Origin of the sequence: Kitasatospora sp. NPDC001540 (assembly GCF_042894345.1) — a bacterium.
GTDB classification, from domain to species: domain Bacteria; phylum Actinomycetota; class Actinomycetes; order Streptomycetales; family Streptomycetaceae; genus Kitasatospora; species Kitasatospora phosalacinea_C.
In genome coordinates, this window is record NZ_JBIAVO010000005.1 from 1 (window position 1) to 24,221 (window position 24,221).

The 24,221-nt window shown below is 73.7% G+C and carries 22 protein-coding genes; 7 read left to right on the forward strand and 15 right to left on the reverse strand.

Annotation, left to right across the window (positions count from 1 at the left end):
* Positions 1-331 precede the first annotated feature (331 nt).
* On the reverse strand, positions 332-1,597 hold the full coding sequence (gene tyrS, locus ACFY00_RS08475) for a tyrosine--tRNA ligase (protein ID WP_388028641.1): 1,266 nt from the start codon (positions 1,595-1,597) through the stop codon (positions 332-334).
* A gap of 220 nt (positions 1,598-1,817) precedes the next feature.
* Here tyrS and ACFY00_RS08480 point away from each other — a divergent pair, with 220 nt between their 5' ends.
* Complete coding sequence (locus ACFY00_RS08480) at positions 1,818-2,345, forward strand: HNH endonuclease (RefSeq protein WP_388028644.1); 528 nt, start codon at positions 1,818-1,820, stop codon at positions 2,343-2,345.
* 78 nt (positions 2,346-2,423) lie between these two features.
* Here the strand turns inward: ACFY00_RS08480 and ACFY00_RS08485 are convergent, their stop codons facing one another.
* The 6 genes from ACFY00_RS08485 to ACFY00_RS08510 form a co-directional block, all read right to left on the reverse strand.
* A complete protein-coding gene (locus ACFY00_RS08485; protein WP_388028647.1) occupies positions 2,424-4,394 on the reverse strand; it encodes a PQQ-binding-like beta-propeller repeat protein in 1,971 nt (656 codons plus the stop codon).
* 123 nt (positions 4,395-4,517) lie between these two features.
* Positions 4,518-4,814: a 4a-hydroxytetrahydrobiopterin dehydratase gene (locus ACFY00_RS08490; protein WP_285735137.1), complete on the reverse strand. Its 297-nt coding sequence runs from the start codon at positions 4,812-4,814 to the stop codon at positions 4,518-4,520.
* Positions 4,815-4,889: 75 nt separating this feature from the next.
* Positions 4,890-5,657, reverse strand: coding sequence for a sulfite exporter TauE/SafE family protein (locus ACFY00_RS08495; protein ID WP_388028651.1), 768 nt, complete (start codon positions 5,655-5,657; stop codon positions 4,890-4,892).
* A gap of 147 nt (positions 5,658-5,804) precedes the next feature.
* Positions 5,805-6,833, reverse strand: coding sequence for an SPFH domain-containing protein (locus tag ACFY00_RS08500; RefSeq protein ID WP_388028654.1), 1,029 nt, complete (start codon positions 6,831-6,833; stop codon positions 5,805-5,807).
* A 10-nt stretch (positions 6,834-6,843) separates the two neighbouring features.
* Positions 6,844-7,278, reverse strand: coding sequence for an NfeD family protein (locus tag ACFY00_RS08505; RefSeq protein ID WP_388028656.1), 435 nt, complete (start codon positions 7,276-7,278; stop codon positions 6,844-6,846).
* A gap of 103 nt (positions 7,279-7,381) precedes the next feature.
* Positions 7,382-8,173, reverse strand: coding sequence for an ABC transporter ATP-binding protein (locus ACFY00_RS08510; RefSeq protein ID WP_388028659.1), 792 nt, complete (start codon positions 8,171-8,173; stop codon positions 7,382-7,384).
* 132 nt (positions 8,174-8,305) lie between these two features.
* Here ACFY00_RS08510 and ACFY00_RS08515 point away from each other — a divergent pair, with 132 nt between their 5' ends.
* Positions 8,306-9,109 carry a hypothetical protein gene (locus ACFY00_RS08515; RefSeq protein WP_388028662.1) on the forward strand — a complete coding sequence of 268 codons (804 nt, stop codon included), beginning with the start codon at positions 8,306-8,308 and terminating at the stop codon, positions 9,107-9,109.
* Between the two features lie 19 nt (positions 9,110-9,128).
* On the opposite strand, the gene ACFY00_RS08520 is transcribed toward ACFY00_RS08515, so the two are convergent.
* The 3 genes from ACFY00_RS08520 to ACFY00_RS08530 all read right to left on the reverse strand — a co-directional run bounded on the left by ACFY00_RS08520 (position 9,129) and on the right by ACFY00_RS08530 (position 13,708).
* The gene (locus ACFY00_RS08520; protein WP_388028664.1) at positions 9,129-9,776 is read right to left on the reverse strand and encodes a response regulator; all 648 of its coding nucleotides are present in this window, start codon (positions 9,774-9,776) and stop codon (positions 9,129-9,131) included.
* A complete protein-coding gene (locus ACFY00_RS08525) occupies positions 9,769-10,908 on the reverse strand; it encodes a GAF domain-containing sensor histidine kinase (RefSeq protein WP_388028667.1) in 1,140 nt (379 codons plus the stop codon). The genes ACFY00_RS08520 and ACFY00_RS08525 overlap by 8 nt, the downstream gene beginning before the upstream one ends.
* A 118-nt stretch (positions 10,909-11,026) precedes the next feature.
* A complete protein-coding gene (locus tag ACFY00_RS08530; RefSeq protein WP_388028668.1) occupies positions 11,027-13,708 on the reverse strand; it encodes an FHA domain-containing protein in 2,682 nt (893 codons plus the stop codon).
* Between the two features lie 268 nt (positions 13,709-13,976).
* On the opposite strand from ACFY00_RS08530, the gene serB reads away from it, so the two are divergent.
* Positions 13,977-15,239, forward strand: a complete 1,263-nt coding sequence (gene serB, locus ACFY00_RS08535) for a phosphoserine phosphatase SerB (protein ID WP_388028669.1) — start codon at positions 13,977-13,979, stop codon at positions 15,237-15,239.
* A 73-nt stretch (positions 15,240-15,312) separates the two neighbouring features.
* On the opposite strand, the gene ACFY00_RS08540 is transcribed toward serB, so the two are convergent.
* The 3 genes from ACFY00_RS08540 to ACFY00_RS08550 form a co-directional block, all read right to left on the reverse strand.
* Complete coding sequence (locus ACFY00_RS08540) at positions 15,313-15,840, reverse strand: SixA phosphatase family protein (RefSeq protein ID WP_388028670.1); 528 nt, start codon at positions 15,838-15,840, stop codon at positions 15,313-15,315.
* Positions 15,841-15,940: 100 nt separating this feature from the next.
* Positions 15,941-16,063, reverse strand: coding sequence for an SGM_5486 family transporter-associated protein (locus ACFY00_RS08545; RefSeq protein WP_388028671.1), 123 nt, complete (start codon positions 16,061-16,063; stop codon positions 15,941-15,943).
* 10 nt (positions 16,064-16,073) lie between these two features.
* Positions 16,074-17,384, reverse strand: coding sequence for an MFS transporter (locus ACFY00_RS08550; RefSeq protein WP_388028673.1), 1,311 nt, complete (start codon positions 17,382-17,384; stop codon positions 16,074-16,076).
* A gap of 80 nt (positions 17,385-17,464) precedes the next feature.
* Here ACFY00_RS08550 and ACFY00_RS08555 point away from each other — a divergent pair, with 80 nt between their 5' ends.
* Positions 17,465-18,139: a FadR/GntR family transcriptional regulator gene (locus tag ACFY00_RS08555; protein ID WP_388028675.1), complete on the forward strand. Its 675-nt coding sequence runs from the start codon at positions 17,465-17,467 to the stop codon at positions 18,137-18,139.
* A 116-nt stretch (positions 18,140-18,255) separates the two neighbouring features.
* Here ACFY00_RS08555 and fabI read toward each other — a convergent pair whose 3' ends face one another.
* Positions 18,256-19,023, reverse strand: coding sequence for an enoyl-ACP reductase FabI (fabI, locus tag ACFY00_RS08560; protein WP_388028678.1), 768 nt, complete (start codon positions 19,021-19,023; stop codon positions 18,256-18,258).
* 2 nt (positions 19,024-19,025) lie between these two features.
* The gene (gene fabG / locus ACFY00_RS08565) at positions 19,026-19,745 is read right to left on the reverse strand and encodes a 3-oxoacyl-[acyl-carrier-protein] reductase (RefSeq protein WP_388028680.1); all 720 of its coding nucleotides are present in this window, start codon (positions 19,743-19,745) and stop codon (positions 19,026-19,028) included.
* A 254-nt stretch (positions 19,746-19,999) separates the two neighbouring features.
* On the opposite strand from fabG, the gene ACFY00_RS08570 reads away from it, so the two are divergent.
* The 3 genes from ACFY00_RS08570 (at position 20,000) to ACFY00_RS08580 (ending at position 24,196) form a co-directional block, all read left to right on the forward strand.
* Positions 20,000-21,139, forward strand: a complete 1,140-nt coding sequence (locus ACFY00_RS08570) for an MBL fold metallo-hydrolase (RefSeq protein WP_388028682.1) — start codon at positions 20,000-20,002, stop codon at positions 21,137-21,139.
* Between the two features lie 136 nt (positions 21,140-21,275).
* Positions 21,276-22,802 (forward strand): TldD/PmbA family protein, encoded by a 1,527-nt coding sequence (locus tag ACFY00_RS08575; protein WP_388028685.1) that lies wholly within the window; start codon positions 21,276-21,278, stop codon positions 22,800-22,802.
* On the forward strand, positions 22,802-24,196 hold the full coding sequence (locus ACFY00_RS08580) for a metallopeptidase TldD-related protein (protein ID WP_388028688.1): 1,395 nt from the start codon (positions 22,802-22,804) through the stop codon (positions 24,194-24,196). Before ACFY00_RS08575 ends, ACFY00_RS08580 begins: the two co-directional genes overlap by 1 nt.
* The last annotated feature ends 25 nt before the right edge of the window (positions 24,197-24,221 follow it).

The following is a 24,221-nucleotide window of genomic DNA, read 5'->3' on the forward strand; positions in this document are numbered from 1 at the left end:
TCCCAGCTTATCAGACGTTTTCCGCTCCGTTTTCCGGAGTTTCATTCGATCCGATTCGCTTTCGCCTTTCGGCGCTCCCGAACTCTACCAGAGTTATCCGGTCCGCTTTTCCATCCGGAATTCGAATGGGCGCGCGACGAATCACTCATCAGGGTTTGGGGGGTTCCGCCTCCCGGTCCCAGCCGGTTCAGGCGACTCGACCTACGTTAGGACACCGGGACGGGCGAGTCAAACATGGCGGGGCCGGATCTGGCTGGATCCGGCCCCTGTTCACCAGGTCCGCAGGTCAACTGCGGTCTGTTTCAAGCCACTCGACGGGCGGCGCGCGGCGTCACGCCTCGGCGAGTTCAACGGCGGCGAGGTTGCGCTTGCCGCGGCGGAGGACGAGCCAGCGGCCGTGCAGGAGGTCGTCGGAGGTGGCGACGGCTTCCTCGTCGGTGACCTTGGCGTTGTTGAGGTAGGCGCCGCCCTCCTTGATGGTGCGGCGGGCGCCGGAGCGGCTGGGGGCCAGGCCGGATTCGACCAACAGGTCGACGAGCTGGCCGAGTTCGGTGACGGTGGCCTTCGGGACCTCGGCGAGGGCCGCGGCGAGGGTGGCGGGTTCGAGGTCGGCGAGGTCGCCCTGGCCGAAGAGGGCCTTGGAGGCGGCGACGGCGCGCTCGTACTGCTCGGCGCCGTGGACGAGGGTGGTGAGCTCCTCGGCGAGGGCGCGCTGGGCGAGGCGGGCGGCGGGGCGTTCGGCGGTGTCGCGTTCGAGCTGTTCGATCTCCTCGCGGCTGCGGAAGGAGAAGATGCGCAGGAACTTGGCGACGTCGCGGTCGTCGGCGTTCAGCCAGAACTGGTAGAAGGCGTAGGGGGTGGTGAGTTCGGGGTCGAGCCAGACGGTGCCGGACTCGGTCTTGCCGAACTTGGTGCCGTCGGCCTTGGTGATCAGCGGGGTGGCGATGGCGTGCACGGAGCGGCCCTCGGCCTTGCGGATCAGGTCGGTGCCAGCGGTGAGGTTGCCCCACTGGTCGCTGCCGCCGGTCTGCAGGGTGCAGCCGTAGCGGCGGTTCAGCTCCAGGAAGTCCATGCCCTGGAGGATCTGGTAGCTGAACTCGGTGTAGCTGATGCCCGCGTCGGAGTTGAGGCGGCGGGCGACCGCCTCCTTGGCGATCATGTTGTTGACGCGGAAGTACTTGCCGACGTCGCGCAGCAGGGTGATGGCCGACATGCCGGACGTCCAGTCCAGGTTGTTGACCATGCGGGCGGCGTACTCGCCCTCGAAGTCGAGGAAGCGCGCGACCTGGCCGCGCAGGCGCTCGACCCAGCCGGCCACCGTCTCGGGGTCGTTGAGGACGCGCTCGGCGGTGGGCTTGGGGTCGCCGATCAGTCCGGTCGCTCCGCCGACCAGGCCGAGCGGGAGGTTTCCCGCCTGCTGGATGCGGCGCATGGTGAGGATCTGGACCAGGTTGCCCAGGTGCAGGCTGGGGGCGGTCGGGTCGAAGCCGCAATAGAACGTGACCGGGCCGTCCGCGAACGCCTTGCGCAGTGCGTCCTCGTCAGTGGACAGGGCGATCAGCCCGCGCCACTGCAGCTCGTCGACGATGTCGGTCACGGTCCCGCGTCTCCTTCGGTCGGGGGTCCGGCGCGGTGGGCCCGGGGGCGGGCGGTGCGCCTGGACGGTTCCAGCGGGGTAGAGCCTACGCGCTCGGGGTGCGGGCGTTCCGGCGCAGGTCGGTGGGCGGTGGCGGAAATTCCGTTGTTCGGGGGGATGCGGGCGTTCACAGTGGGTGCCACCGCCGTGCGGCGGGGGCGAGCACTGGAGGTGGCCGGTCATGCGCAACACCCTTGTCCTGAACGCGAGCTACGAACCGCTGAGCACGGTGCCGCTGCGCCGTGCCGTGGTGCTTGTCCTGCAGGACAAGGCGGTGGTGGAGCAGGCGCATCCGCTGCGGGTGGTGCGCGGGTCGGGGGTGCAGCTCCCGGTGCCGCGGGTGATCAGGCTGACCAGGTACGTGCGGATGCCGTTCCGACAACGGGCTCCGTGGTCGCGGCGGGGGGTGCTGGCGCGGGACCAGTTCCTGTGCGCGTACTGCGGGCGGCGGGGGACCACGGTGGACCACCTGGCGCCCAAGTCGCGCGGCGGGGCGGACAGTTGGCTGAACACCGTGGCGGCCTGCTCGGAGTGCAACCAGCGCAAGGCGGACCGGACGCCGGAGCAGGCGGGGATGCGGCTGCTGCGGCGGCCGTTCGAGCCGACGCCGGAGGCGACGCTGATGCTCGCGCTCGGGCTGCGGGCGGGTGAACTGGGCGAGCTGGCGGCCTGGCTGCCGGAGCCCCGGAACGCCGCGGCGAGCGCGTGAGAGGCCGACGGGCCCGACCTGATCAGGGGACAGGTCGGGCCCGTCGTCGTGCGCGCGGGGCCCCGGCGGGGCGGCGGGTCAGCCCTTGCTGGTGAAGGCGGTGGCGATGCCGTAGTTGGAGGCGTGCTCGGGGACGGCCAGCAGGTGCCCGGCGGAGGTGTGCACCCGGCCGGCCGAGAGCAGCGAGCCGGTGCCCTGCGGGAAGGCGCCGCCCTGGGTCTCCTGGCCGCCGGAGAGCGCGAAGCGGCTGAGGTGGGCGGGCTGGCCGGTCCGCTCGTCCACGGCGACCACCAGGCCGTCGGCGTCCACCCCGACCGGGCGGGCCTTGCCCTTCTCGGCGATGGGGGTGCGCCACTGCTGCTTGCCGGTGGCGAGGTCGTACGCGGCGATCGAGGTGGGGTTGCCGCCGTTCTCGGGGACGACGGCGGCGAACATGGTGGTGCCGTGGAAGTACGTGCCGGGGACGGTGGCGAAGCTGCCGCTGTCGACGTCGAGCCGACCGCCGCCCTCGACCGCGAGCGGGATCTCCGCCGCCGGGTCGCCCTCCGCGCCCCAGGCGAACACCCGGGAGTCGGCGGGGTTCGCGGTGCTGGTGAGGACGACCGCGGGCTCCGCGGAGAGCACGGTGACCATGGTGGGCTGGTTGTTCAGGCCCCGCCAGTACTTGACCTTGCCGTCGGAGACGTTGAGCGCGACGGCCTGGTCGGCGGGCGTGGAGTCGGCGCAGTGGCTGTGCAGCAGCACCGCGGAGGTGCCCGCGTTGCCGGACAGGCGACAGTACTTGCCCTGCCCGGAGTACTGCCAGGCCTCGGCGCCGTCGGCCGCCGCCCAGGCGTACGCCTTGTCCTCGCCGACCGCGAGCACCTTGTCGTCGGTGACGGCGACGTGGGTGGTGTAGCTGTCCTTGGTGTCGGAGAGCGTCTTCGTCCAGACGGCCTGGCCGGACTTGGTGTCCACGGCGGCGACGGTGCTGCACGGGCTCTTCGGGTCGGCGCCGGGGCGGTAGACGACCGCGCCGAGGCCGGCGGCGTTGACGGCCGGGGAGAGGCCGCAGGGGACGGCGCCGTCGGCGGGGGCCTTCAGCGTCCAGGTGGGCTTGCCGTCGGCGAGGGCGTAGGCGTGCACGCCGGTGCCGTCGGCGCGGACCACGGCGTCGGCCAGCAGCCAGCTGCCGACCAGGGTGTCGTCGGCGCCCTGGGCCCCGGTGGTGCCCGGGTCCGCGGCGGCGGCCCACGCCTTGGTGTGGGCGACGGAGATGTTCTGCGAGCCGCCGGTGGCGGCCTTCCCGGCGGGGGTGCCCTCGTCCTCGTCGGAGACCGCGAGCACGCCCGCGGTGATCAGCACGGCGAGCGCGGCGGCGCCCGCGCCGACGCGGATCGCCAGGCCGCGGCGGCTGGGCGCGCCCTCGCCGGACAGCACCGCGGCGCGGGCCTTGGCGGCGAACCCGCGCGGCGCGGGCCGCTCCCGGCCCGGGGCGGCGTCACCGGCGGAGGCGGCGGAGGCGGCGGAGGCGGGGACGCCCGTGCCGCCGGGGGCGAACGGGTCCTCGGCGCTGGTCTGCGGGTAGTCGGTGGCGGTGACCGGTCCGGCGCCGGGTGCGGGGGCGTCCTCGGCGGCGGGCGGCTGCCCGTACGGCGGCTGGGGCGGGTGGGGCGGCTGCGGCAGGTCGAACGGGGTCGGGGCTGGCTCGGCGGGCGGGTGGGGCGGCTGCGCGAACTGGTCCGGGTAGCCGGTCTGCTGCGGGTAGCCGTAGGCCTGCGCCTGCTGCGCGGCCTGCTGCGGGTCGGCGTACGCCTGCGGGTCGCCGTACGCCTGCTGCTGCGGGAAGGGCTGCTGGCCGTACTGCCCGTACGCCTGCTGCTCCTGGTAGCCGTAGGCCTGGGCCTGCTGCTCGGGGTAGCCGTAGGCCTGGGCCTGCTGCGCGGCCTGCTGCGGGTCGGCGTACACCTGCTGCTCCCCGTACGCCTGCTGCTCCGGGTAGCCCTGCGGCTGGGGGTACCAGGGCTGCTGCTGGGGGTACCCGGGGGTCGTGGGAGGTTCCTGAGCCATGCGTTCCGTCCGTCCCGACTGCGGTCTGGCAAGGAGCCAGCATCTCATGGCGCGGGGGACGCTCCGGCCGGGCCGCCGTGGGGAGTTCGGGGCGGGACGGGGGGCGGGCGGGGGTCTGCCGGGTCAGGCGGCGGCGTCGAGGGCGCGGTCGATCAGGTGGGCCAGCGTGATGTCGAGGCTGGTCAGGCCGTGGGCGCTGTGGGTGGTGAGGAGGAAGGTCAGGGTCCGCCAGCGGATGTCGATGTCGGGGTGGTGGTCGAGCGCCTCGGCCTGTTCGGCGACCGCGTCGACGACCTTGATGGCGGTGGGGAAGCTCGCGGTCTCGGCGGTGCGGGTGATCGCCTCGCCGGTGCGGGTCCACTGCGGGAGGTCGGCGAGGGCGTTGGCGATCTGCTCCTCGTTGAGGCGGGTGCGGCTCATGGTGGCTCCGTCCGGGCTCCGGGTTCGGGTCTCACGGCCGAGCCTACGTCGCCGGGGTGGCCGGGGTGCCCGGGGTCAGGAGAGCAGCAGCTTGGTGACGGCGACGAGGCCGACCACCACGATCAGGGCGCGCAGCGCGAGCGGCGGGAGGCGGCGGCCGACCTTGGCGCCGAACACGCCGCCGAGGGTGGCGCCGACGGCGATCAGCAGGGCGGCGGTCCAGTCGATGGTGGAGGTGAAGAGGAAGAAGACCGCGGCGACGCCGTTGACGATCAGCGCGAGGACGTTCTTGATGCCGTTGATCGTCTGCAGGCCGTCGGGGAGCAGCATGCCCATCAGGGCGAGCAGCAGGACGCCCTGGGCGGCTCCGAAGTAGCCGCCGTAGACGCCGGTGAGCCCGATGCAGAGCAGCAGCAGCCAGCCGCCGTCGGTGGCGGGGGGCAGGGTCCCGGCGGCGCGGCGGGCGGCCATCGCCCGGGCGACCCGGGGTTGCAGGACGACCAGCACGAGGGCGGTGAGGATCAGGACGGGGACGATGGCGTCGAAGGCGCTGTTGGGCAGGACGATCAGCAGGGCGGCGCCGGTGAGTCCGCCGATCAGCGAGGCGGTGCCGTAGCGGATCAGGCGGTGGCGCTGCCCGGCGAGTTCGGCGCGGTAGCCGATGGCTCCGGCCAGGGAGCCGGGGGCCAGGCCGAGCGCGTTGGAGACGTTGGCGGTGACGGGGGGCAGGCCGACGGCGAGCAGGACGGGGAAGGTGATCAGGGTGCCGGAGCCGACGATGGTGTTGATGGTGCCGGCGGCGACGCCGGCCAGCAGGACGGCGGTCATCTCCCACAGTGTCATTGGCTTCCCCCTCGTTGGCTGCTGTCATGCGCCAGTCGATCATGCCGGAGCGGGGCGCGGCTTGGCGAGGGCCGGTCCGCCATCCGGAACGGGACCGGGCCCCGGCCGACGCGGGGTCGGCCGGGGCCCGGGCGGGACGCGCGGGGGTTACTCGTCGATCTTGGGGTACTGGCGGGTGGGCTCGACCCGGGGACGGGCGGTCTTGTTCTCGGTGTCGACCGGGCGCGGGCCGGCGGCCGGGTCGACCGGGACGCGGGCCGCGGGCGGGGCGGCGGGAGCCGCGGGGGCCGCGCCGTTGCCGCCGCCGGTGACGCCCTGGAAGGCGCCGCCGAGGCCCTTGAGCGCGTCGCCGACCTCGCTGGGGATGATCCACAGCTTGTTGGCGTCGCCCTTGGCGAGCTCGGGCAGGGTCTGCAGGTACTGGTAGGCGAGCAGCTTCTGGTCGGCGTCGCCCTCGTGGATCGCCTCGAAGACGGTGCGGATCGCGGCGGCCTCGCCGTCGGCCTTCAGGACGGCGGCCTGCGCCTCGCCCTCGGCCTGCAGGACGGCGGCCTGCTTCTCGCCCTCGGCGCGCAGGATCTGGGCCTGCCGGGCGCCCTCGGCGGTGAGGATCGCGGCGCGCTTGTCGCGGTCGGCGCGCATCTGCTTCTCCATCGAGTCCTGGATGGAGGTCGGCGGCTCGATCGCCTTCAGCTCGACCCGGTTGACCCGGATGCCCCAGCGGCCGGTGGCCTCGTCCAGGACGCCGCGCAGGCCCGCGTTGATGACCTCGCGGGAGGTCAGGGTGGACTCGAGGTCCATCGAGCCGATGATGTTGCGCAGGGTGGTGACGGTGAGCTGCTCGATGGCCTGGATGTAGCTGGCCACCTCGTAGGTCGCGGCGCGCGGGTCGGTCACCTGGTAGTAGATGACGGTGTCGATGTTGACGACCAGGTTGTCCGAGGTGATGACCGGCTGCGGCGGGAACGGGACGACCTGCTCGCGCAGGTCGATCCGGTTGCGGATGGTGTCGATGAACGGCACCACGATGTTCAGGCCGGCGCTCAGGGTGCGGGTGTAGCGGCCGAAGCGCTCCACGATCGCCGCGCTGGCCTGGGGGATCACCTGGATCGTCTTGATCAGGGCGATGAAGGCCACCACGACCAGGACGATCAAGACGATGAGGACGGGTTCCAACGCTTCTCCCCTAGACGACCAGGGCGGTCGCGCCCTGGATTTCGACGACGTCGACCTGCTGCCCCGGCTCGAACACCGAGCCCGGGTGGAGCGCGCGGGCCGACCAGATCTCGCCGTTCAGCTTGATCCGTCCGCCCTCTCCCCCGTCGACTGTTTCCTGTACCACCGCGGTGGCGCCGGTCAGCGCCTCCACGCCCGTGCGGTACCCCGGGCCCTTCTTGAGCTGGCGGTACGCGATCGGGCGGACGAACACCAGCAGCGCGGCCGACACCCCGACGAACACCAGGAACTGCGGGACCACGCCGCCGCCCAGACCGGCCGTCAGCGCGGCGGCCCCGGCGCCGATCGCGAACATGGCGAACTCGGGCATCGCGGTGACCACCAGCGGTATGCCCAGGGCCACGGCGAGCAGCAGCCACCAGATCCAGCTGTCCACGGGCTCCATCCTAGGGAAGTCGGTTCTCTCCCCGCGTAGCTTCCCGCAGGTGGGACGGCGGAAACCGGCCGCGTGTACGACCGGTTCCCGCCGTTCGCCGCAGCGTCGCGATTCAGCCGAGCGGGAGGCCCTGCGCGGTCCAGCGGTCGCCGCGCCGCTCCAGGGTCAGCGGCAGGCCGAAGCAGTGCGAGAGGTTGCGGGCGGTGAGGGTGGTCTCGATCGGACCGGCCGCCATCACCTTGCCCTGACGGATCATCAGCACGTGGGTCATGCCGGGGACGATCTCCTCCACGTGGTGGGTGACCATCACCATGGACGGCGCGTACTCGTCCCCGGCGAGCGCGGCGAGGCGGCGGATCAGGTCCTCGCGGCCGCCGAGGTCGAGGCCCGCGGCGGGCTCGTCGAGCAGCAGCAGCTCGGGGTCGGTCATCAGGGCGCGGGCGATCAGGGTGCGCTTGCGCTCGCCCTCGGAGAGGGTGCCGAACTTGCGGGTGGTGAAGCCCGCCATGCCGAGGCGGTCGAGCAGCGCGAGGGCGCGGGCCTCGTCCGGCTCCTCGTAGGTCTCCTTGCCGTGCACGGTCTGCCCGTACGCGGCGGTGAGGACGGTCTCCAGCACGGTCTGGCCGGTCGGCAGCTTCTCGTACATCGCGGCGCTGGCCAGGCCGATCCGGGCGCGCTGCTCGAAGACGTCGACCTGGTCGAGCTTCTCGCCCAGCACCACGGCCTCGCCGGAGCTCGGGAACAGGTAGGCGCCGGCGATCTGGAGCAGCGTGGTCTTGCCCGCGCCGTTCGGGCCCAGCACCACCCAGCGCTCGCCCTCCTTGACCGACCAGGACACGTGATCGACGAGCGCGCGCCCCTCCCGGACCACGGAAACGTCCACCAGCTCCAGCACGTCGCTCATGCCTACGCCTTCCCCAAATGCAAGAATCCGGCCGTCCGCGGACCTGGGCGTTCGGTCCTCGGGGCGCGGTCCACCATGTGTCAGGGCAAACCTACGCCACCCGCCCGGCGCGCTTGTCCGTAGGCTGGTCCGATGCTCGTCACTCCTGCCGACAATCCGTACCAAGAGCCCCGTTCGGGGCGGCTCACCGCCTGGGGCAACGCGCTGCTGGGCGGCGCCGCCTCCCCCGACGACGCGGCCGCCGCCGTCCAGGGCGAGGACGACGCCCACCGGGTGACCGGGCTGCCCGGCGAGGCGCCCGACTCGCTGCACGGGCTGACCTGGGCGCTGGGGCGGCTGCGCTCGCTCGGCGCGCGGGGCCTGCGGCTGGCCCTCCCGGTGGCCGGGCACCCGCTCGGGCTGACCGGGCCGCCCGCCTTCAACGCGCTGGCGCTGGGCGCGGGCGAGGCCGTCCTGGCGGTCGGCGTCCCGTACGGGCTGGTGCCGGAGGTCGAGGTGTACGGGCCGGCGGGCGACCAGGGGGTGCGGGTGCTGTGGCAGTGCCTGCCGGTCCAGGACGCACCGCCCGCCGACGTGCCCTCGCTGGACGAGGCCGAGCGCGAACTCGCCGACGGGCTGCGGCAGGCCACCGCCGCGCTGGTCCGCCTGGACGTGGCGGGGGCCGGACCGGAGGCGCTGCGCGCCCTGGAGTCCTTCCGCCGGCGGGGCCACCGCGAGCTGCTCGCGCCGGGCTACCCGCCGCGCGCGGTGCGGGTGCTGGAGTCGGCCCGGCAGGTGTCGGCGCTGCTGCACATCGCCGCGGACGGGCACGGGGCGGCGGTCTCCGCCTCCGAGATGGCCGCCCGGCGGGAGACCCTGGCCCCGCTGGACCGCACCGCCCGGCGGGCGCAGGTGGCGGCGTACAACGCGGCCGTGGACGAGCTGCGGCGGGACTGAGCGCGGCGGGACCGGCCGGTCACTGCTGCTGGTTGCGGACGGCCCACAGGGCGGCCTGGGTGCGGTCGGCGACGTCCAGCTTCATCAGGATGTTCGACACGTGGGTCTTGACCGTCTTCTCCGACAGGTGCAGGGCACGGGCGATCTCCCGGTTGGAGCGGCCGTCGGCGATGTGCGAGAGCACCTCGCGCTCGCGGTCGGTGAGGGTGCCGCCGCGGCCCTGCGGCGGGGCCGGGACGTCCTCGGCGAGCAGGGCGGCGGCCAGTTCGGGCTGGAGCAGGACGTGCCCGGCGTGCACCGAGCGGATCGCCCCGGCCAGCGCCTCCGGGTCGACGTCCTTGTACACGTAGCCCGCGGCGCCCGCCCGCAGCGCGGGGACCATGGTGCGGTGCTCGGTGAAGCTGGTGACGATCAGCACCCGGGCCGCGCTGCCGCGTTCGCGCAGCAGGCGCAGCGCCTCGATGCCGTCGACCTTGGGCATCTTGAGGTCCATCAGGACCACGTCGGGGGCGAGCCGTTCGGTCTGCTCGACGGCCTGCTCGCCGTCGGCGGCCTCGCCGACCACCTCGATGTCGTCCTGCACCTCCAGGAAGGTGCGCAGGCCGCGCCGGACCACCTGGTGGTCGTCCACCAGCAGCACGCGGATCGGTGACGCCGTGTCAGGCACCGGGGACCTCCAGTTCGACCAGGGTGCCCCGGCCCGGGGCGGACTCCAGGGACAGTCGGCCGCCGACCGCGGCGGCCCGGTCGCGCATCGACACCAGGCCGAGGTGCCGGCCCGCGCGGCGCACCGACTCCGGGTCGAAGCCGCGGCCGTCGTCGCGGACGGTCAGCCGGACGCCGCGGCCCGCGGTGCCGGTCAGGGTGACCGTGACGGTGTCGGCGCGGGCGTGCCGCAGCGCGTTGTGCAGCGCCTCCTGGGCGACCCGCAGCACGGCCGCCTCCTGGGCGGCGGGCAGGGCGCGGACGCCGGTCGCGGTGAAGGCGACCTTGGCGCTGTGCGCCCGGTCCAGCACCTGGGCCTGCGAGGCCAGGGTGGCCACCAGGCCGTCCTCCTCCAGCGCGGCGGGCCGCAGCTCGACGACCACGGCCCGCAGTTCGTCCGCGGCCTCGGCCGCCAGCCGGGCCACCTCGGCCAGGTTCTCGCGGGCCCGGGCCGGGTCCCGGTCGACCTGCTTGGCGGCGGCGCGGGCGGTCAGCCGCAGCGAGAACAGCTTCTGCGAGACGGCGTCGTGCAGGTCGTGGGCGATCCGGGCGCGCTCGCCGGACAGGGTCAGTTCGCGGCTGCGCTCGTAGAGCCGGGCGTTGCCGAGGGCGAGCGCGGCGTGCGCGACCAGGATGCGCAGCAGTTCCTCGTCCTGGTCGGTGAAGCCGCCGGGCTTGTTGGCCAGGAACAGCGCCCCGGCGATCTCGTCCTCGTCCATGATCGGCATGCCGAGGAAGTCGGTCATGTCCGGGTGCGCCTCGGGCCAGCCGCCGAACGCGGGGGCGGTGCGGACGTCCTTCAGCCGGGTCGGTTCGCGGTCGTGCAGCATCGAGGCCAGCACCCCGTGCTGGCGCGGCAGCGGGCCGATCGCCCGCCACTGCTCGTCGCTCACCCCGTCCACCACGAACTGCGCGAACCCGCCGTGGTCGTCCGGCAGCCCCAGCGCGGCGTACTCGGCGCCCAGCAGGGTGCGGGCGGACGCGGTGATCCGCCGCAGCACCTCCCGGACCTCCAGCGGCCGGGACATCGCCAGCACCGCCGCGCTGACCGCCTCGATCGCCTGCAACGACGGGTCGCACCGGGAACTGTCCATGCGCCCACGCTACCGCCGTGATCACGGCCGCCACCTCGGGCGCAGGGCCTAGGTCGGAAGCACCACCCGGGGCCGGGAAAGGCGAAGGGCCCCCGGAGGGGCCCTTCGAGCGGCGGGGTCAGCCGTTCTGCATGACCTCGGGTTCGTGGCGCTTCTGGAAGCGCTGGATCGCGAAGGCCAGGCCGACCGAGATGACGATCATGACGGCCCAGTTGAGGAACATGATGCCCGCGGAGTGGTCCCAGAGGGAGTCGAGCGGGGCGGTCTCCGGGGGCTTCGCCACCACCACCGGGGAGATGTGGGCCAGGTCGAGCGTGTTGCCGCTGGCGGCGACGCCCCAGCGGGCGGGCATCAGCCAGCCGAGCTGCTCCAGGCCGGGCTTGTCGAAGAGCTGGAAGATCGCGCCGGTGAAGACCATCTGGACGATGGCGAACATGACCAGCAGCGGCATCGTCTTCTCGGCGGTCTTGACCAGCGAGGAGATCGCCAGGCCGACCATCATGGAGGCGAAGCTGAGCAGGATCACGCCGACGGACATCTCGACCGCGGGCAGGTGCTTGAGGATCAGGCCCTCGGCGGGCAGGTCGCGCACCTTGAACGCGATCGCCGAGATGATGCCGCCCTGCAGGAAGCTGATCGCGCCGAGCACGATGAACTTCGAGGCCAGGTACGCGGAGCGGGACAGGCCGGTGGCGCGTTCCCGTTCGTAGATGGCGCGTTCCTTGATCAGCTCGCGGACCGAGTTCGCCGAGCCGGACAGGCAGGCGGAGAACGCGACGACCATCAGGATCAGCCGGGCGATGTCGTTGCGGCCGTTGCCGCACGCCACCAGGCCGCACTTGCTGGGGATCACCGCGGAGACCGAGCCCAGGACCAGGGGCAGGATCAGCGACAGCGCGATGAAGCCCTTGTCGGAGGCGATCACCGCCAGGTAGCGGCGGATCAGCGTCCACAGCTGGGAGCCCCAGCTCTGCGGCTTGGGCGGGCGCAGCTGGTTGAGCGCGTTGGGCTGCTGCACCTGGGAGACCGCGGCGTCCACGTTGGCCGAGTACTGCTGGTGGTGGACGGAGTTGCGGTAGCGGCCGGCCCAGTCGTGGTCCGGGTAGTTCTCGAACGCCTGGAAGACGTCCGCCCAGGTCTCGTAGCCGAAGAAGTGCAGGGCCTCGGCGGGCGGGCCGAAATACGCCACCGAGCCGCCGGGCGCCATCACCAGGAGCCGGTCGCAGAGCGCGAGTTCGGCCACCGAGTGGGTGACGACCAGGACGGTGCGGCCGTCGTCGGCCAGGCCGCGCAGGGTCTGCATGACCTCGCGGTCCATGCCCGGGTCGAGGCCGGAGGTCGGCTCGTCCAGGAAGATCAGCGAGGGCTTGGTGAGCAGCTCCAGGGCGACCGACACGCGCTTCTGCTGGCCGCCGGAGAGCGCGGTGATCCGGTTGTCGGCGCGCTTGTCCAGGCGCAGCTCGTACAGCACCTCGTCGATCCGGCGCTCGCGCTCGGCGGCCTCGGTGTCGCCGGGGAAGCGCAGCCGGGCCGCGTACTTGAGGGCGGTGCGGACGGTGAGTTCCTTGTGCAGGATCTCGGACTGCGGGACGAGGCCGATCCGGGAGCGCAGTTCGGCGAACTGGCGGTACAGGTTGCGGCCGTCGTACAGCACGTCGCCGCGGTCGGCGGGGCGGTAGCCGGTGAGGGCGCGCAGCAGGGTGGACTTGCCGGAGCCGGACGGGCCGATCACCGCGACCAGGGACTTCTCCGGGACGGAGAAGCTGACGTCGTTGAGCAGGACCTTCTTGCCGCCCTTGAAGTCGACCTCGACGCTCAGGTGGTGGGCGGAGAAGGAGACCGCGCCGTTGTCGACGAACTCCTGGAGCTGGTCGCCGACCAGCACGAAGGAGGAGTGGCCGACGGTGAGCCGGTCCTGCGGGCCCATCAGCTGGCGGCGGGTCGGCTGGCCGTTGAGGAAGATCCCGTTGTGGCTGCCGAGGTCGACGATCTCCCAGCGGCCGTCCGGGAGCTGGCGCAGCTCGGCGTGGTGGCGGGAGACCTGCAGGTCGGAGACGACGATGTCGTTGTCGAGCGCGCGGCCGATCCGGATGGTGCGGCCGCCGGCCAGGCTGCGGATCATCGTCGGGTTGCCGAGCCCGCCGACCGGGGCGGCCTGCTGCTGCGGGTGCGGCGCGGGCGGCTGGGCCGCCGGGAACTGCTGCTGCTGCGGCACCGGCGGCTGGAACTGCTGCTGCGCCGGGGGCTGCGGGAACGGCTGCGGCTGCGGCGCGGGCGGCTGGGCCGGCGGGAACTGCTGCTGCTGCGGGAAGCCGGGGCGCGGGGTGGGTGCGTCCCAGCCCTGCGGGATCGGCTGCTCGACCGGCGGCGGGCGGTGCCCCTGCGGCGCGGCGGCCGGGCCGGGGCCGAACGGCTGCTGCTGGAACGGGGCCTGGCCCTGCTGCGGGCCGGGGGCCCGGCTGGTGGCGGCCTCGTGGATGCCGCCGCCCTGCGGGGCGGGGGCCGCGGCGGGTGCGGTGAAGGCGAGCCGGGGCCCGTTCTGGCCGTTGCCGAGGTGCACCACGGTGCCGGGGTGGACGACGCTCCGGGCGACCCGGGCCCCGGCCACGAAGGTGCCGTTGGTGGAGCCGTGGTCGGCGAGCTGCCAGGTGGCGCCGTCGAAGCTCAGGCTGGCGTGCCGCCAGGAGACCCGGGCGTCGTCGAACGGAAAGTCCGAGGCCGGGTCGCGGCCGATGGTGTAGGCGCGGCCGGGTTCGAGTACCCGCTGCCGGCCGTCGATTTCAAGTACGAGTTGCGGCAACTCTCCGCCCGCCCCGCTCTCCGGATCCCCCAGGATGTTGCATCTGACAGGGGGGATCATTCCAGCCCGGCCGGTGTACTCGGAAGTCGGGCCGCCGTTCTGTGACCGCCCGGCAACCGGCCCGGGGCCGGACCTGGGCGTTCGGCGGTGCGCGGGGCGGGGTCCGGGCGGTGCGCCGGGCGGGGTGTCCGGGCGGCGTCCACCGGCGTCCCACCTCGCGGACGCCTGCGCTGGGGGCGGGGGCGGGCCCGGTAGCGTGGGGGGCACCATGAACGCAACTGATCCGGCCGCTCAGGCCCTTTCCGCCGCGCCGCCCGTGAGCACCGACGCCGAGCGCACGCTGCTGGTCAAGGTGTTCGGCAAGGACCGCCCCGGGATCACCGCGGGCCTGTTCGACCGGCTCGCCGGTTTCGACGTCGAGGTGATCGACATCGAACAGGTGGTCACCCGTGGCCGGATAACGCTGTGCGCGCTGGTCACTCCCCCGGCGGCGCCGGGCGCGGAGGGCGGGCTGCGGGTGACGGTGCACCGCTGGGCGGAGGAGCACAAGCTCCAGGCCGAGATCATCTCCGGCACCGGCGACAACCGGGCCCGCGGCGAGGGCCGCTCGCACGTGACGGTGCTCGGCCACCCGCTGACGGCGGCCGCGGTGGCGGCGCTGTCGACCCGGGTGTCGGAGGCCGGGGGCAACATCGACCGGGTGTTCCGCCTCGCCAAGTACCCGGTGACGGCGGTGGAGTTGACCATCTCGGGCGTGCCCACCGAGGAGCTGCGCGCGGTGCTGGCGGCGGAGGCCGCGGCCCAGCGGGTGGACATCGCGGTGGTCCGGGCGGGCCTGCACCGCCGGGCCAAGCGCCTGATCGTGATGGACGTGGACTCCACCCTGATCCAGGACGAGGTGATCGAGCTGTTCGCGGCCCACGCGGGCTGCGAGGAGCAGGTCGCCGCGGTGACCGAGCAGGCGATGCGCGGCGAGCTGGACTTCGCCGAGTCGCTGCGCGCCCGGGTCGCCCTGCTGGCCGGGCTGGACGCCGCGGTCACCGAGAAGGTCCGCGCCGAGGTCCGGCTGACCCCGGGCGCCCGGACGCTGATCCGCACCCTGAAGCGGCTCGGCTACCAGGTGGCGATCGTCTCCGGCGGGTTCACCCAGGTCACCGACCACCTGGTGGAGCGCCTGGGCCTGGACTTCGCGGCCGCCAACACCCTGGAGGTCGTGGACGGGAAGTTCACCGGCCGGGTCACCGGCGAGATCGTCGACCGGGCGGGCAAGGCCCGCTGGCTGACCCGCTTCGCCGAGCGCGCCGGGGTGCCGCTGGAGCAGACGGTGGCGATCGGCGACGGCGCCAACGACCTCGACATGTTGAACGCGGCCGGTCTGGGCGTCGCCTTCAACGCCAAGCCGGTGGTCCGCGAGCAGGCCGACACCGCCGTGAACGTGCCGTTCCTGGACACCGTGCTGTACCTGCTCGGGGTGACCCGCGAGGAGGTCGAGGCCGCCGACGAGCTGGACGGCGCGCCCACCGGCGACTGACCCGCGAGGGCACGACGGTAGGGGCGGGACCCGCGCGGGTCCCGCCCCTACCGTCGTCCGGTCCCGGCGCCGTTCAGTCCTGCGGCATGAAGTACGAGTCGAGCCGGGCCACGCCGGGCTCCACCAGCTTCCACGGGCCCGCGAGGCTGAGCACGGCCACCGCGGCGGGCGGGAAGCCGTTCAGGCGCAGTCGGTTGAGCGCCTCGGCGTCGCCCTCGTCCCCGGCCAGCACCTGGGTGAGGCCGAGCACGCCCGGGTTGTGGCCGACCAGCAGCAGGTCGGCGTGGTCCTCGGGGGTCTCCTGGATGACCTCGATCAGCCGGCCCGGCTGGGCCTCGTACACCCGGTCCTCGTACACGGTCTTCCGGGCCCGCTTGGGCAGCTCGTGGGCGACCAGCTTCCAGGTCTCCCTGGTCCGCAGCGCGGTGGAGCACAGCACGTGGTCCGGGTTGACCCCGGAGTCCGCCAGCCAGCGGCCCGCGTCGGTGGCCTGGCCGCGGCCGCGGTCGGCGAGCGGGCGGTCGTGGTCGCTGACCTGGTTGGGCCAGTCGGCCCGGGCATGGCGGAGGACGATGATCCTACGAGGGGTGTCGGCGCTCATACCCCTAGAGCTTCGCAGAAAACCGCCGCCCGGTCGCGTGGTCCGGGAAGCTGCCACCCCTGCGGGTGGCGCCTCCCCGGAAGCGGCCCGGGCGGGCGGTTCAGCCCAGCGCGTTCGCGAAGCTGGCGACGATCGCGATGACCACCACGATGGCGGCGATCAGGCCGAGCATCTGCAGCAGCTTCTTCTGCCCGCCCTGCGGGTTCGGGTCGAGTACCGGCATGCCGTCGAGCCTAACCGACGGCCTCGTCCTCGATGTGCCGGGCCCTGGCCGCGCGCAGGCCGACCAGCATCTGCGGCACCAGCAGCAGCGCCAGCAGGCCCAGCGGCAGGTACCACTGGCCGGTGCGCTGGTAGAGCGCGCCCATCAGGATCGGGCCCGGGATGGAGATCAGGTAGCCCAGGCTCTGCGCGAACGCGGACAGCTGGGCCACCCCGCCGGGGGTGCGGGCGCGCAGGCCGAGCATGGTCAGCGCCAGCGGGAACGCGCACATCGACAGGCCGACCAGGACCGCCCACAGCCAGGAGACCGTCCCGGCCGCGAACATCAGCCCGAGGAAGCCCGCGATCCCGCACAGGCCGAGCACCACCACGTACAGCCGCTGGTCGCCGCGGCGGGCCGCCAGGTTCGGCAGCAGGAAGGAGACCGGCACGCTGACCGCCATCACCACGGCCAGCAGCACGCCGGACGCGGACTCCGACACCCCGGCGTCGTGGTAGATCTTCGGCAGCCAGCCCATCGCGCCGTACGCGCTGGTCGACTGCAGGCCGAAGAACGCGGCCAGCGCCCACGCGGTGCGGCTGCGCAGGATCGGCAGCTTCGCCTGGACGGGCGCCGGGGCCGCCGCGGCCGTGCCGGGCTTCTCCCGGCGCAGGAACAGCACCACCAGCCAGAGCGCCAGCGCGGCCACCGCGAGCAGGCCCCAGACGCCCAGGCCGAGCCGCCAGTTGCCGCCCATCGCGTCGGTCAGCGGGACGGTGGTGGCGGCGGCCAGCGAGGTGCCCACCGACAGCGCCATCGAGTACAGGCCGATCATCGGCGCGACCCGGTCCGGGAAGTACCGCTTGATCACCACCGGCAGCAGCACGTTCGCCAGCGCCACCCCGGCCAGCGCCACCGCGGTGAGCAGCAGGAACACCGCGGCGGAGCCGGTGAGGGAGCGGGCCAGCACGCCCGCCGCGATGGCGGCCATGGCGGCCGTCACCACGGCGACCGGGCCCATCCGCCGGGCCAGGCCAGGGGCGCAGACGCCCAGCACCGCGAAGCACAGCGGCGGCACCGCGGCCAGCAGCCCGGCCGTGGTGGCGCTCATCCCCAGGCCCTCGCGGACCGGGTCGAGCAGCGCGCCGAGGCTGGTCACCACGGGGCGCAGGTTGACCGCGGCGGCGGCCACCGCGACGGCCAGCAGGACGGCGGCGGCGTTGCGGGCGGGGACGGTCGGGGCGGTCGGGGGGGTCGGGGCGGCGGGGGTGGTCGTCGGGGACGGAGTGGCTGGCGATCGGCTCTCGGTCTCGGTGGCGGAGGGGTCTGCTGCGGTAGACATGGCGCAATCATAGAATCATGGGATGACTTACCGCACACCGGTATCCTGATGAGGTAGACCACAGAAGGAGCACACCCGCCTTGGCGCTGTCGACCACTCGCCGCACCCCGCTCTCCGACCAGGTGATCGCCCAGCTACGGGCCCAGATCACCTCCGGCGAGTGGCCGGTGGGATCGCGCATCCCCACCGAAGCGGAGCTCGTCGACCAGCTCGGCGTCGCCCGCAACACCGTCCGCGAGGCGGTCCGCGCCCTGGCCCACAACGGGCTGCTCGACATCCGCCAGGGCTCCGGCACCTACGTGCTGGCCACCAGCGAGCTCGCGGGCGTCATGCACCGCCGCTTCGCCGACGCCGACCAGGACCAGGTCGCCGAGCTGCGCTCCACCCTGGAGACCTCCGCCGCGGGCTTCGCGGCCCTCCGCCGCACCCCGCGCGACCTCGAACTGCTGGACGCCGCGCTCGCCCGCCGGGACGCCGCCTGGCACTCCGGCGTCCCCGAGGACTTCATCCAGGCCGACGCCGCGTTCCACCAGGCGGTGGTCGCCGCCGCCCACAACGACGTGCTCGCCGCCGTCTACGCCGACCTCGGCGAGGTCCTGCGCGCCCACCTGCGCCACGACGTCGGCCCCGACCTGCTGCCCCACCGCTGGGTCCCGCACGCCGGGATCCTCGCCGCGATCCGCGCCGGCGACCCGGAGAGGGCCGCCGAGGAGGCGGGCCGCGCCATCGGCTTCTGCAAGGCGGAGACCCGCTGACGGGCGTGTAATCAGGGGCCCGGGGAACGGCGGGCCCCTGGAGGCGAAAAGCGAGGCGCGGCCCTCCCCCGGAGGGGACGGCCGCGCCCGTGGTGGGGCAGCTCGGAGCGGAGCGCCTACGCGCCGATCGCGTGCAGGCCGCCGTCGACGTGGACGATCTCGCCGGTGGTCTTCGGGAACCAGTCGCTCAGCAGCGCGACGACGCCGCGGCCGGCCGGCTCCGGGTCGGAGAGGTCCCACTTGAGCGGGGAGCGGGAGTCCCAGGTCGCGGCGAGGTCCGGGAAGCCGGGGATGGACTTCGCGGCCATCGACCCGATCGGGCCGGCCGAGACCAGGTTGCACCGGATGTCGCGCGCGCCGAGGTAGCGGGCGAGGTACCGGTTGGTGGACTCCAGGGCGGCCTTCGCCGGGCCCATCCAGTCGTACTGCGGCCAGGCGAACTGCGCGTCGAAGGTCAGCCCGACCACCGAGCCGCCGTCCTGCATGAGCGGGAGCAGCGCCGTGGTGAGCGACTTGAAGGAGTACGCGGAGACGTGCATCGCGGTGGCGACGGACTCCCACGGGGTGTCGAGGAAGTTGCCGCCGAGGGCGTCCTGCGGCGCGAAGCCGATGGAGTGGACGATGCCGTCGAGGGTGGGCAGGTGCTCGCGGACCTGGTCGGCGATGCCGGCCAGCTGCTCGGCGCTGGAGACGTCGAGCTCCAGGACCTTGACGGGCTTCGGGAGCTTCCTGGCGATGCGCTCGGTGAGGCTGGGCCGGGGGAAGGCGGTGAGGATGATCTCGGCGCCCTGCTCCTGCGCGAGCTTCGCGGTGTGGAAGGCGATGGAGGACTCCATCAGCACGCCGGTGATCAGGATGCGCTTGCCTTCGAGAATTCCAGTCATGGTCAGTGACCCATGCCCAATCCGCCGTCGACGGGAATGACGGCTCCGGTGATGTACGCGGCCTCGTCGGAGGCCAGGAACCGCACGGCCGAGGCGATCTCGGCGGGGGCGGCGTAGCGGCCCAGCGGGACGCCGGAGACGATCTCCTTGCGGCGCTCCTCGCTGAGCACGGCGGTCATGTCGGTGTCGACGAAGCCCGGCGCGACCACGTTGACGGTGATGCTGCGCGAGCCGAGTTCACGGGCGAGGGAGCGGGCGAAGCCGACCAGGCCGGCCTTGGAGGCGGCGTAGTTGACCTGTCCGGCGGAGCCGCTGAGGCCGACGACGGAGGAGATCAGCACGACGCGGCCCTTGCGGGCGCGCAGCATCTTCGCGGCGGCGCGCTTGACGACCCGGAAGGTGCCGGTGAGGTTGGTGTCGAGGACGGAGGTGAACTCCTCCTCGGACATGCGCAGCAGCAGGGTGTCCTTGGTGATGCCCGCGTTGGCGACCAGGACCTCGACCGGGCCGTGGGCGGCCTCGATCTCGGTGAAGGCGGCGTCGACCTGCTCGGCGTCGGTGATGTCCGCCCGGACGGCGAGGACGTCGTACTTGGCGAGCTCCGCCGGGACCTCGCCGTTGCGGCTGGTGATGGCGACCTTGTCGCCCGCTTCGGCGAAGCTCCGGGCGATCGCCAGACCGATGCCCCGGTTGCCTCCGGTGACCAGTACCGAGCGGCTCAAGGGTCCACCCCATTCTCTCGACGTGCGTCCGATGTGCGTGCGCGACTGCACGTGCAGCCACCAGCGACGCTATCGGTAGGGTGCGAGCTCGGGCGAAGCGGCCTCCGACAGGGGCGTCCGGCGAGAACTGTCGTATCCCCACAACGGGGGGTGCGCGGGGGCGGGGAACGCCGGGCCGGTGGCGGGCGTTGCCCCGAGGGCGTTCCGGAGAGTCCGGGGCGCCGAGGCGATGCGAGCCGATCGGAGCGGACGCGATGAGTGGTGCACACCCTGGCCGGACGGGCCGCCGCAGGCTGGCGGCACTGGCGGCGCTGGCGCTGGCGGGTGCGGCGGTCTGGGCGCTGCGCGAGGTGCCGGCCCAGTTCGGGCGTCGGCCGGACGGGTCGGACCCGCGGTTGCGGTCGTCCCCGCAGTACCGCGACGGGGTGTTCCACAACGCGCCGTCCGAGGTCGCGCACGACGCGCCGGGGCGGCCGGACGCGGGCACGCTGCGCCGGATGCTGTTCGAGAAGGAGAGCCGGGTGCCGACCGCGCCGGTGCCGCTGGCGGTGCCGGAGGTGCCGGAGGTGTCGGGCGGGGCGTCCGGGGGCGTCGCGGTGACGTGGTTCGGGCACGCCTCGGCGCTGCTGGAGCTGGACGGCTGCCGGGTGCTGGTGGACCCGGTCTGGTCGGACCGCTGCTCGCCCTCGCGGCTGGCCGGCCCCAAGCGGCTGCACCCGGTGCCGGTGGAGCTGGCCGAGCTGCCGCAGGTGGACGCGGTGCTGATCTCGCACGACCACTACGACCACCTGGACATGGCGACGGTGCGCCGCCTGGTGGAGCTGCAGTCGGCGCCGTTCGCGGTGCCGCTGGGCATCGGCGGCCACCTGCGCCGCTGGGGCGTGCCGGAGCACCGGATCATCGAGCTGGACTGGGACGAGACCTGCACGCTCGGCGAGTTGACGCTGACGCTGACCGCCGCGCACCACTTCTCCGGCCGCAGCCTGGCCCGGAACACCACGCTGTGGGGCTCCTGGGTGGTGGCGGGCCCGGAGCGGAAGGTGTTCTTCACCGGCGACTCCGGCTACTTCGAGGGCTTCGCCCGGATCGGCGAGCAGCACGGCCCGTTCGACGCGGCGCTGATGGCGATCGGCGCGTACGACGCGGCCTGGGCGGACATCCACCTCAACCCGGAGGAGGCGGTGCGGGCGCACCTGGAGCTGCGCGGCGGCCTGCTGCTGCCGATCCACTGGTGCACCTTCAACCTGGCGCCGCACCCGTGGGCGGAGCCGGTGGAGCGGCTGCTCGCGGAGGCGAAGGCGCAGGGCGTGCCGCTGGCGGTGCCGCGCCCGGGGCAGCGGGTGGAGGTCGCCAACCCGCCGGAGCTGGACGGCTGGTGGGAGGCGCTGGCGTAGCCCGCCGCTGACGGGTCGTCAGCGCGGCGCGGCGAATATTGGCTGGCCGTACGCCCTGCGGACGGGGATGATGCGAGCGGGTGCGCCCTCGGCCGGGGGCGGCCCGCCGCGTCCGACCCTCGACCCAGGGAGCCCGATGCCCCCCTCCGCGCTGGATCCTCAGTTCCTCTCCTACCCGTTGCGCCCGCTGGCGGACGCGGCCCTGTCCCGGGCCCGGCAGCTGGGGGTGTCGCACGCCGACTTCCGCCTGGAGCGGGTCCGTTCGGCGTCCTGGCGGCTGCGGGACGCCCGGCCGGCCGGCTCCTCGGACACGGTGCAGCTGGGCTTCGCCGTCCGCGTCCTGCTGGACGGGGCGTGGGGCTTCGCGGCGGGGGTCGACCTGACGCCGGAGGCGGCCGCGGCGGTGGCCGAGCAGGCGGTGGCGGTGGCCCGGCTGTCGGGCGGGATCAGCCGGGCGGCGGGCTCGGGCGAGCGGGTGGAGCTGGCCCCCGAGCCGGTGTACCCGGACGCCGAGTGGATCTCCGCGTACGAGGTGAACCCGTTCGACGTGCCGGACGCGGAGAAGACCGGCCTGCTGGCCGAGTGGTCCGCCCGGCTGCTGGCCGCCGACGGCGTGTCGCACGTGTCGGCCGCGGTGCTGACGGTGCAGGAGAACAAGTTCTACGCGGACACCGCGGGCACGGTGACGACCCAGCAGCGGGTGCGCCTGCACCCCTGGCTGGAGGCCACCAGCGTGGACGAGCGCACCGGCGCGTTCGACTCGATGCGCACCATCGCGCCGCCCGCCGGGCGGGGATGGGAGTACCTGCGCGGGGCCGGCTGGGACTGGGACGCCGAACTGGCCGAGCTGCCCGAGCTGCTGGCGCAGAAGATGCGGGCGCCGAGCGTCGCCGCGGGCCGCTACGACCTGGTGATCGACCCGTCCAACCTGTGGCTGACCATCCACGAGTCGATCGGCCACGCCACCGAGCTGGACCGCGCGCTGGGCTACGAGGCCGCCTACGCGGGCACCTCCTTCGCCACCTTCGACCAGCTGGGCAGCCTGAAGTACGGCTCCGAGCTGATGCACGTCACGGGCGACCGGACGGCCGAGCACGGCCTGGCCACCATCGGCTACGACGACGAGGGCGTGGCCACCCAGTCCTGGGACCTGATCCGCGACGGCGTCCTGGTCGGGTACCAACTCGACCGTCCGATGGCCCGGTTGAAGGGCTTCGGCCGCTCCAACGGCTGCGCCTACGCCGACTCCCCGGCGCACGTGCCGGTGCAGCGGATGGCCAACGTCTCGCTGCAGCCCGCCGCCGACGGGCCGGACACCGCCGGGCTGGTCTCCCAGGTGGAGAACGGCCTGTACATCGTCGGCGACCGCTCCTGGTCGATCGACATGCAGCGGTACAACTTCCAGTTCACCGGCCAGCGCGCCTACGCCATCCGGGGCGGCGAACTCGCGGGCCAGGTCAAGGACTTCGCCTACCAGGCCACCACCACCGACTTCTGGGGCTCGATGAGCGCCGTCGGCGGCCCGCAGACGTACGTGCTCGGCGGGGCCTTCAACTGCGGCAAGGCCCAGCCGGGCCAGGTCGCCGCGGTCAGCCACGGCTGCCCGTCCGCGCTGTTCCGCCAGGTCAACGTGCTCAACACCCAGCAGGAGGCGGGTCACTGATGTCCCTCACGCACCCCCACGAGCTGGTGGAACGCGCCCTCGAACTCTCCCGCGCCGACGGCTGCGTGGTGATCGCCGACGAGGAGTCCACCGCCAACCTGCGCTGGGCCGGCAACGCCCTCACCACCAACGGCGTCACCCGCGGCCGCCGCCTGACCGTGATCGCCACCGTCGGCGGCGCCACCGGCACCGCCTCCGGCGTGGTCGCCCAGGAGGCCGTCACGCTGGACGGGGTCGAGCGGCTGGTGCGCGCCGCCGAGGCCGCCGCCCGGGCCGCCGAGCCCGCCGAGGACGCCCAGCCGCTGATCGCGGGCCGGGCCGCCGACCCGCGGTTCACCGAGGCCCCCGAGACCACCGACATCGGCGTGTTCGCCTCCTTCGCCCCCGCCCTCGGCGAGGCCTTCGCCCGGGCCCGGGCGGGCGGCGAGCTGCTGTACGGCTTCGCCCGGCACGAGCGCACCACCTCCTACCTGGGCAGCTCCACCGGCCTGCGGCTGCGCCACGACCAGCCCACCGGCACCGTCGAGCTGAACGCCAAGACCGCCGACCTGTCCGGCTCCGCCTGGGCCGGTGCCGCGACCCGGGACTTCGCCGACGTCGACGTCACCGCCCTGCACACCGACCTGACCCGCCGCCTCGGCTGGGGCCGCAAGAGGGTCGACCTGCCCGCCGGGCGCTACGAGACGCTGCTGCCGCCCTCGGCCGTCGCCGACCTGATGGTCTACCTGTCCTGGTCGTCCGGCGCGCGGGACGCGGTGGAGGGCCGCTCGGTGTTCTCCAAGCCGGGCGGGGGCAGCCGGATCGGCGAGCGGCTCAGCCCGCTGCCGCTGACCCTGCGCTCCGACCCGGCCGAGCCCGGCCTGCAGGCCGCCCCGTTCGTGCTCGCGCACTCCTCCGGCGAGAACGACTCGGTGTTCGACAACGGCTCCCCGCTGGCCGCCACCGACTGGCTGCGCGAGGGCCGCCTGACCAACCTGCTCACCACCCGGCACTCCGCGGGCCTGGCCGGCCTCCCGCACACCCCGCCGATCGACAACCTGGTGCTGGAGACCTCCGCCCCCGGCGCGCCCACGCTGGAGGAGATGGTCGCCCGCACCGAGCGCGGCCTGCTGCTGACCTGCCTGTGGTACATCCGCGAGGTCGACCCGGCCAGCCTGCTGCTCACCGGCCTCACCCGGGACGGCGTCTACCTGGTCGAGGACGGCGAAGTGGTCGGCGCCGTCAACAACTTCCGCTTCAACGAGTCCCCGGTCGACCTGCTCGGCCGGATCACCGAAGCGGGCCGCACCGAACGCTGCCTGCCCCGCGAGTGGGGCGACTGGTTCACCCGGGCCGCGATGCCGCCGGTCCGGGTGCCCGACTTCAACATGAGCTCGGTCAGCCAGGCCTCCTGAGCGACCGGAACCCGAGGGGACCCCG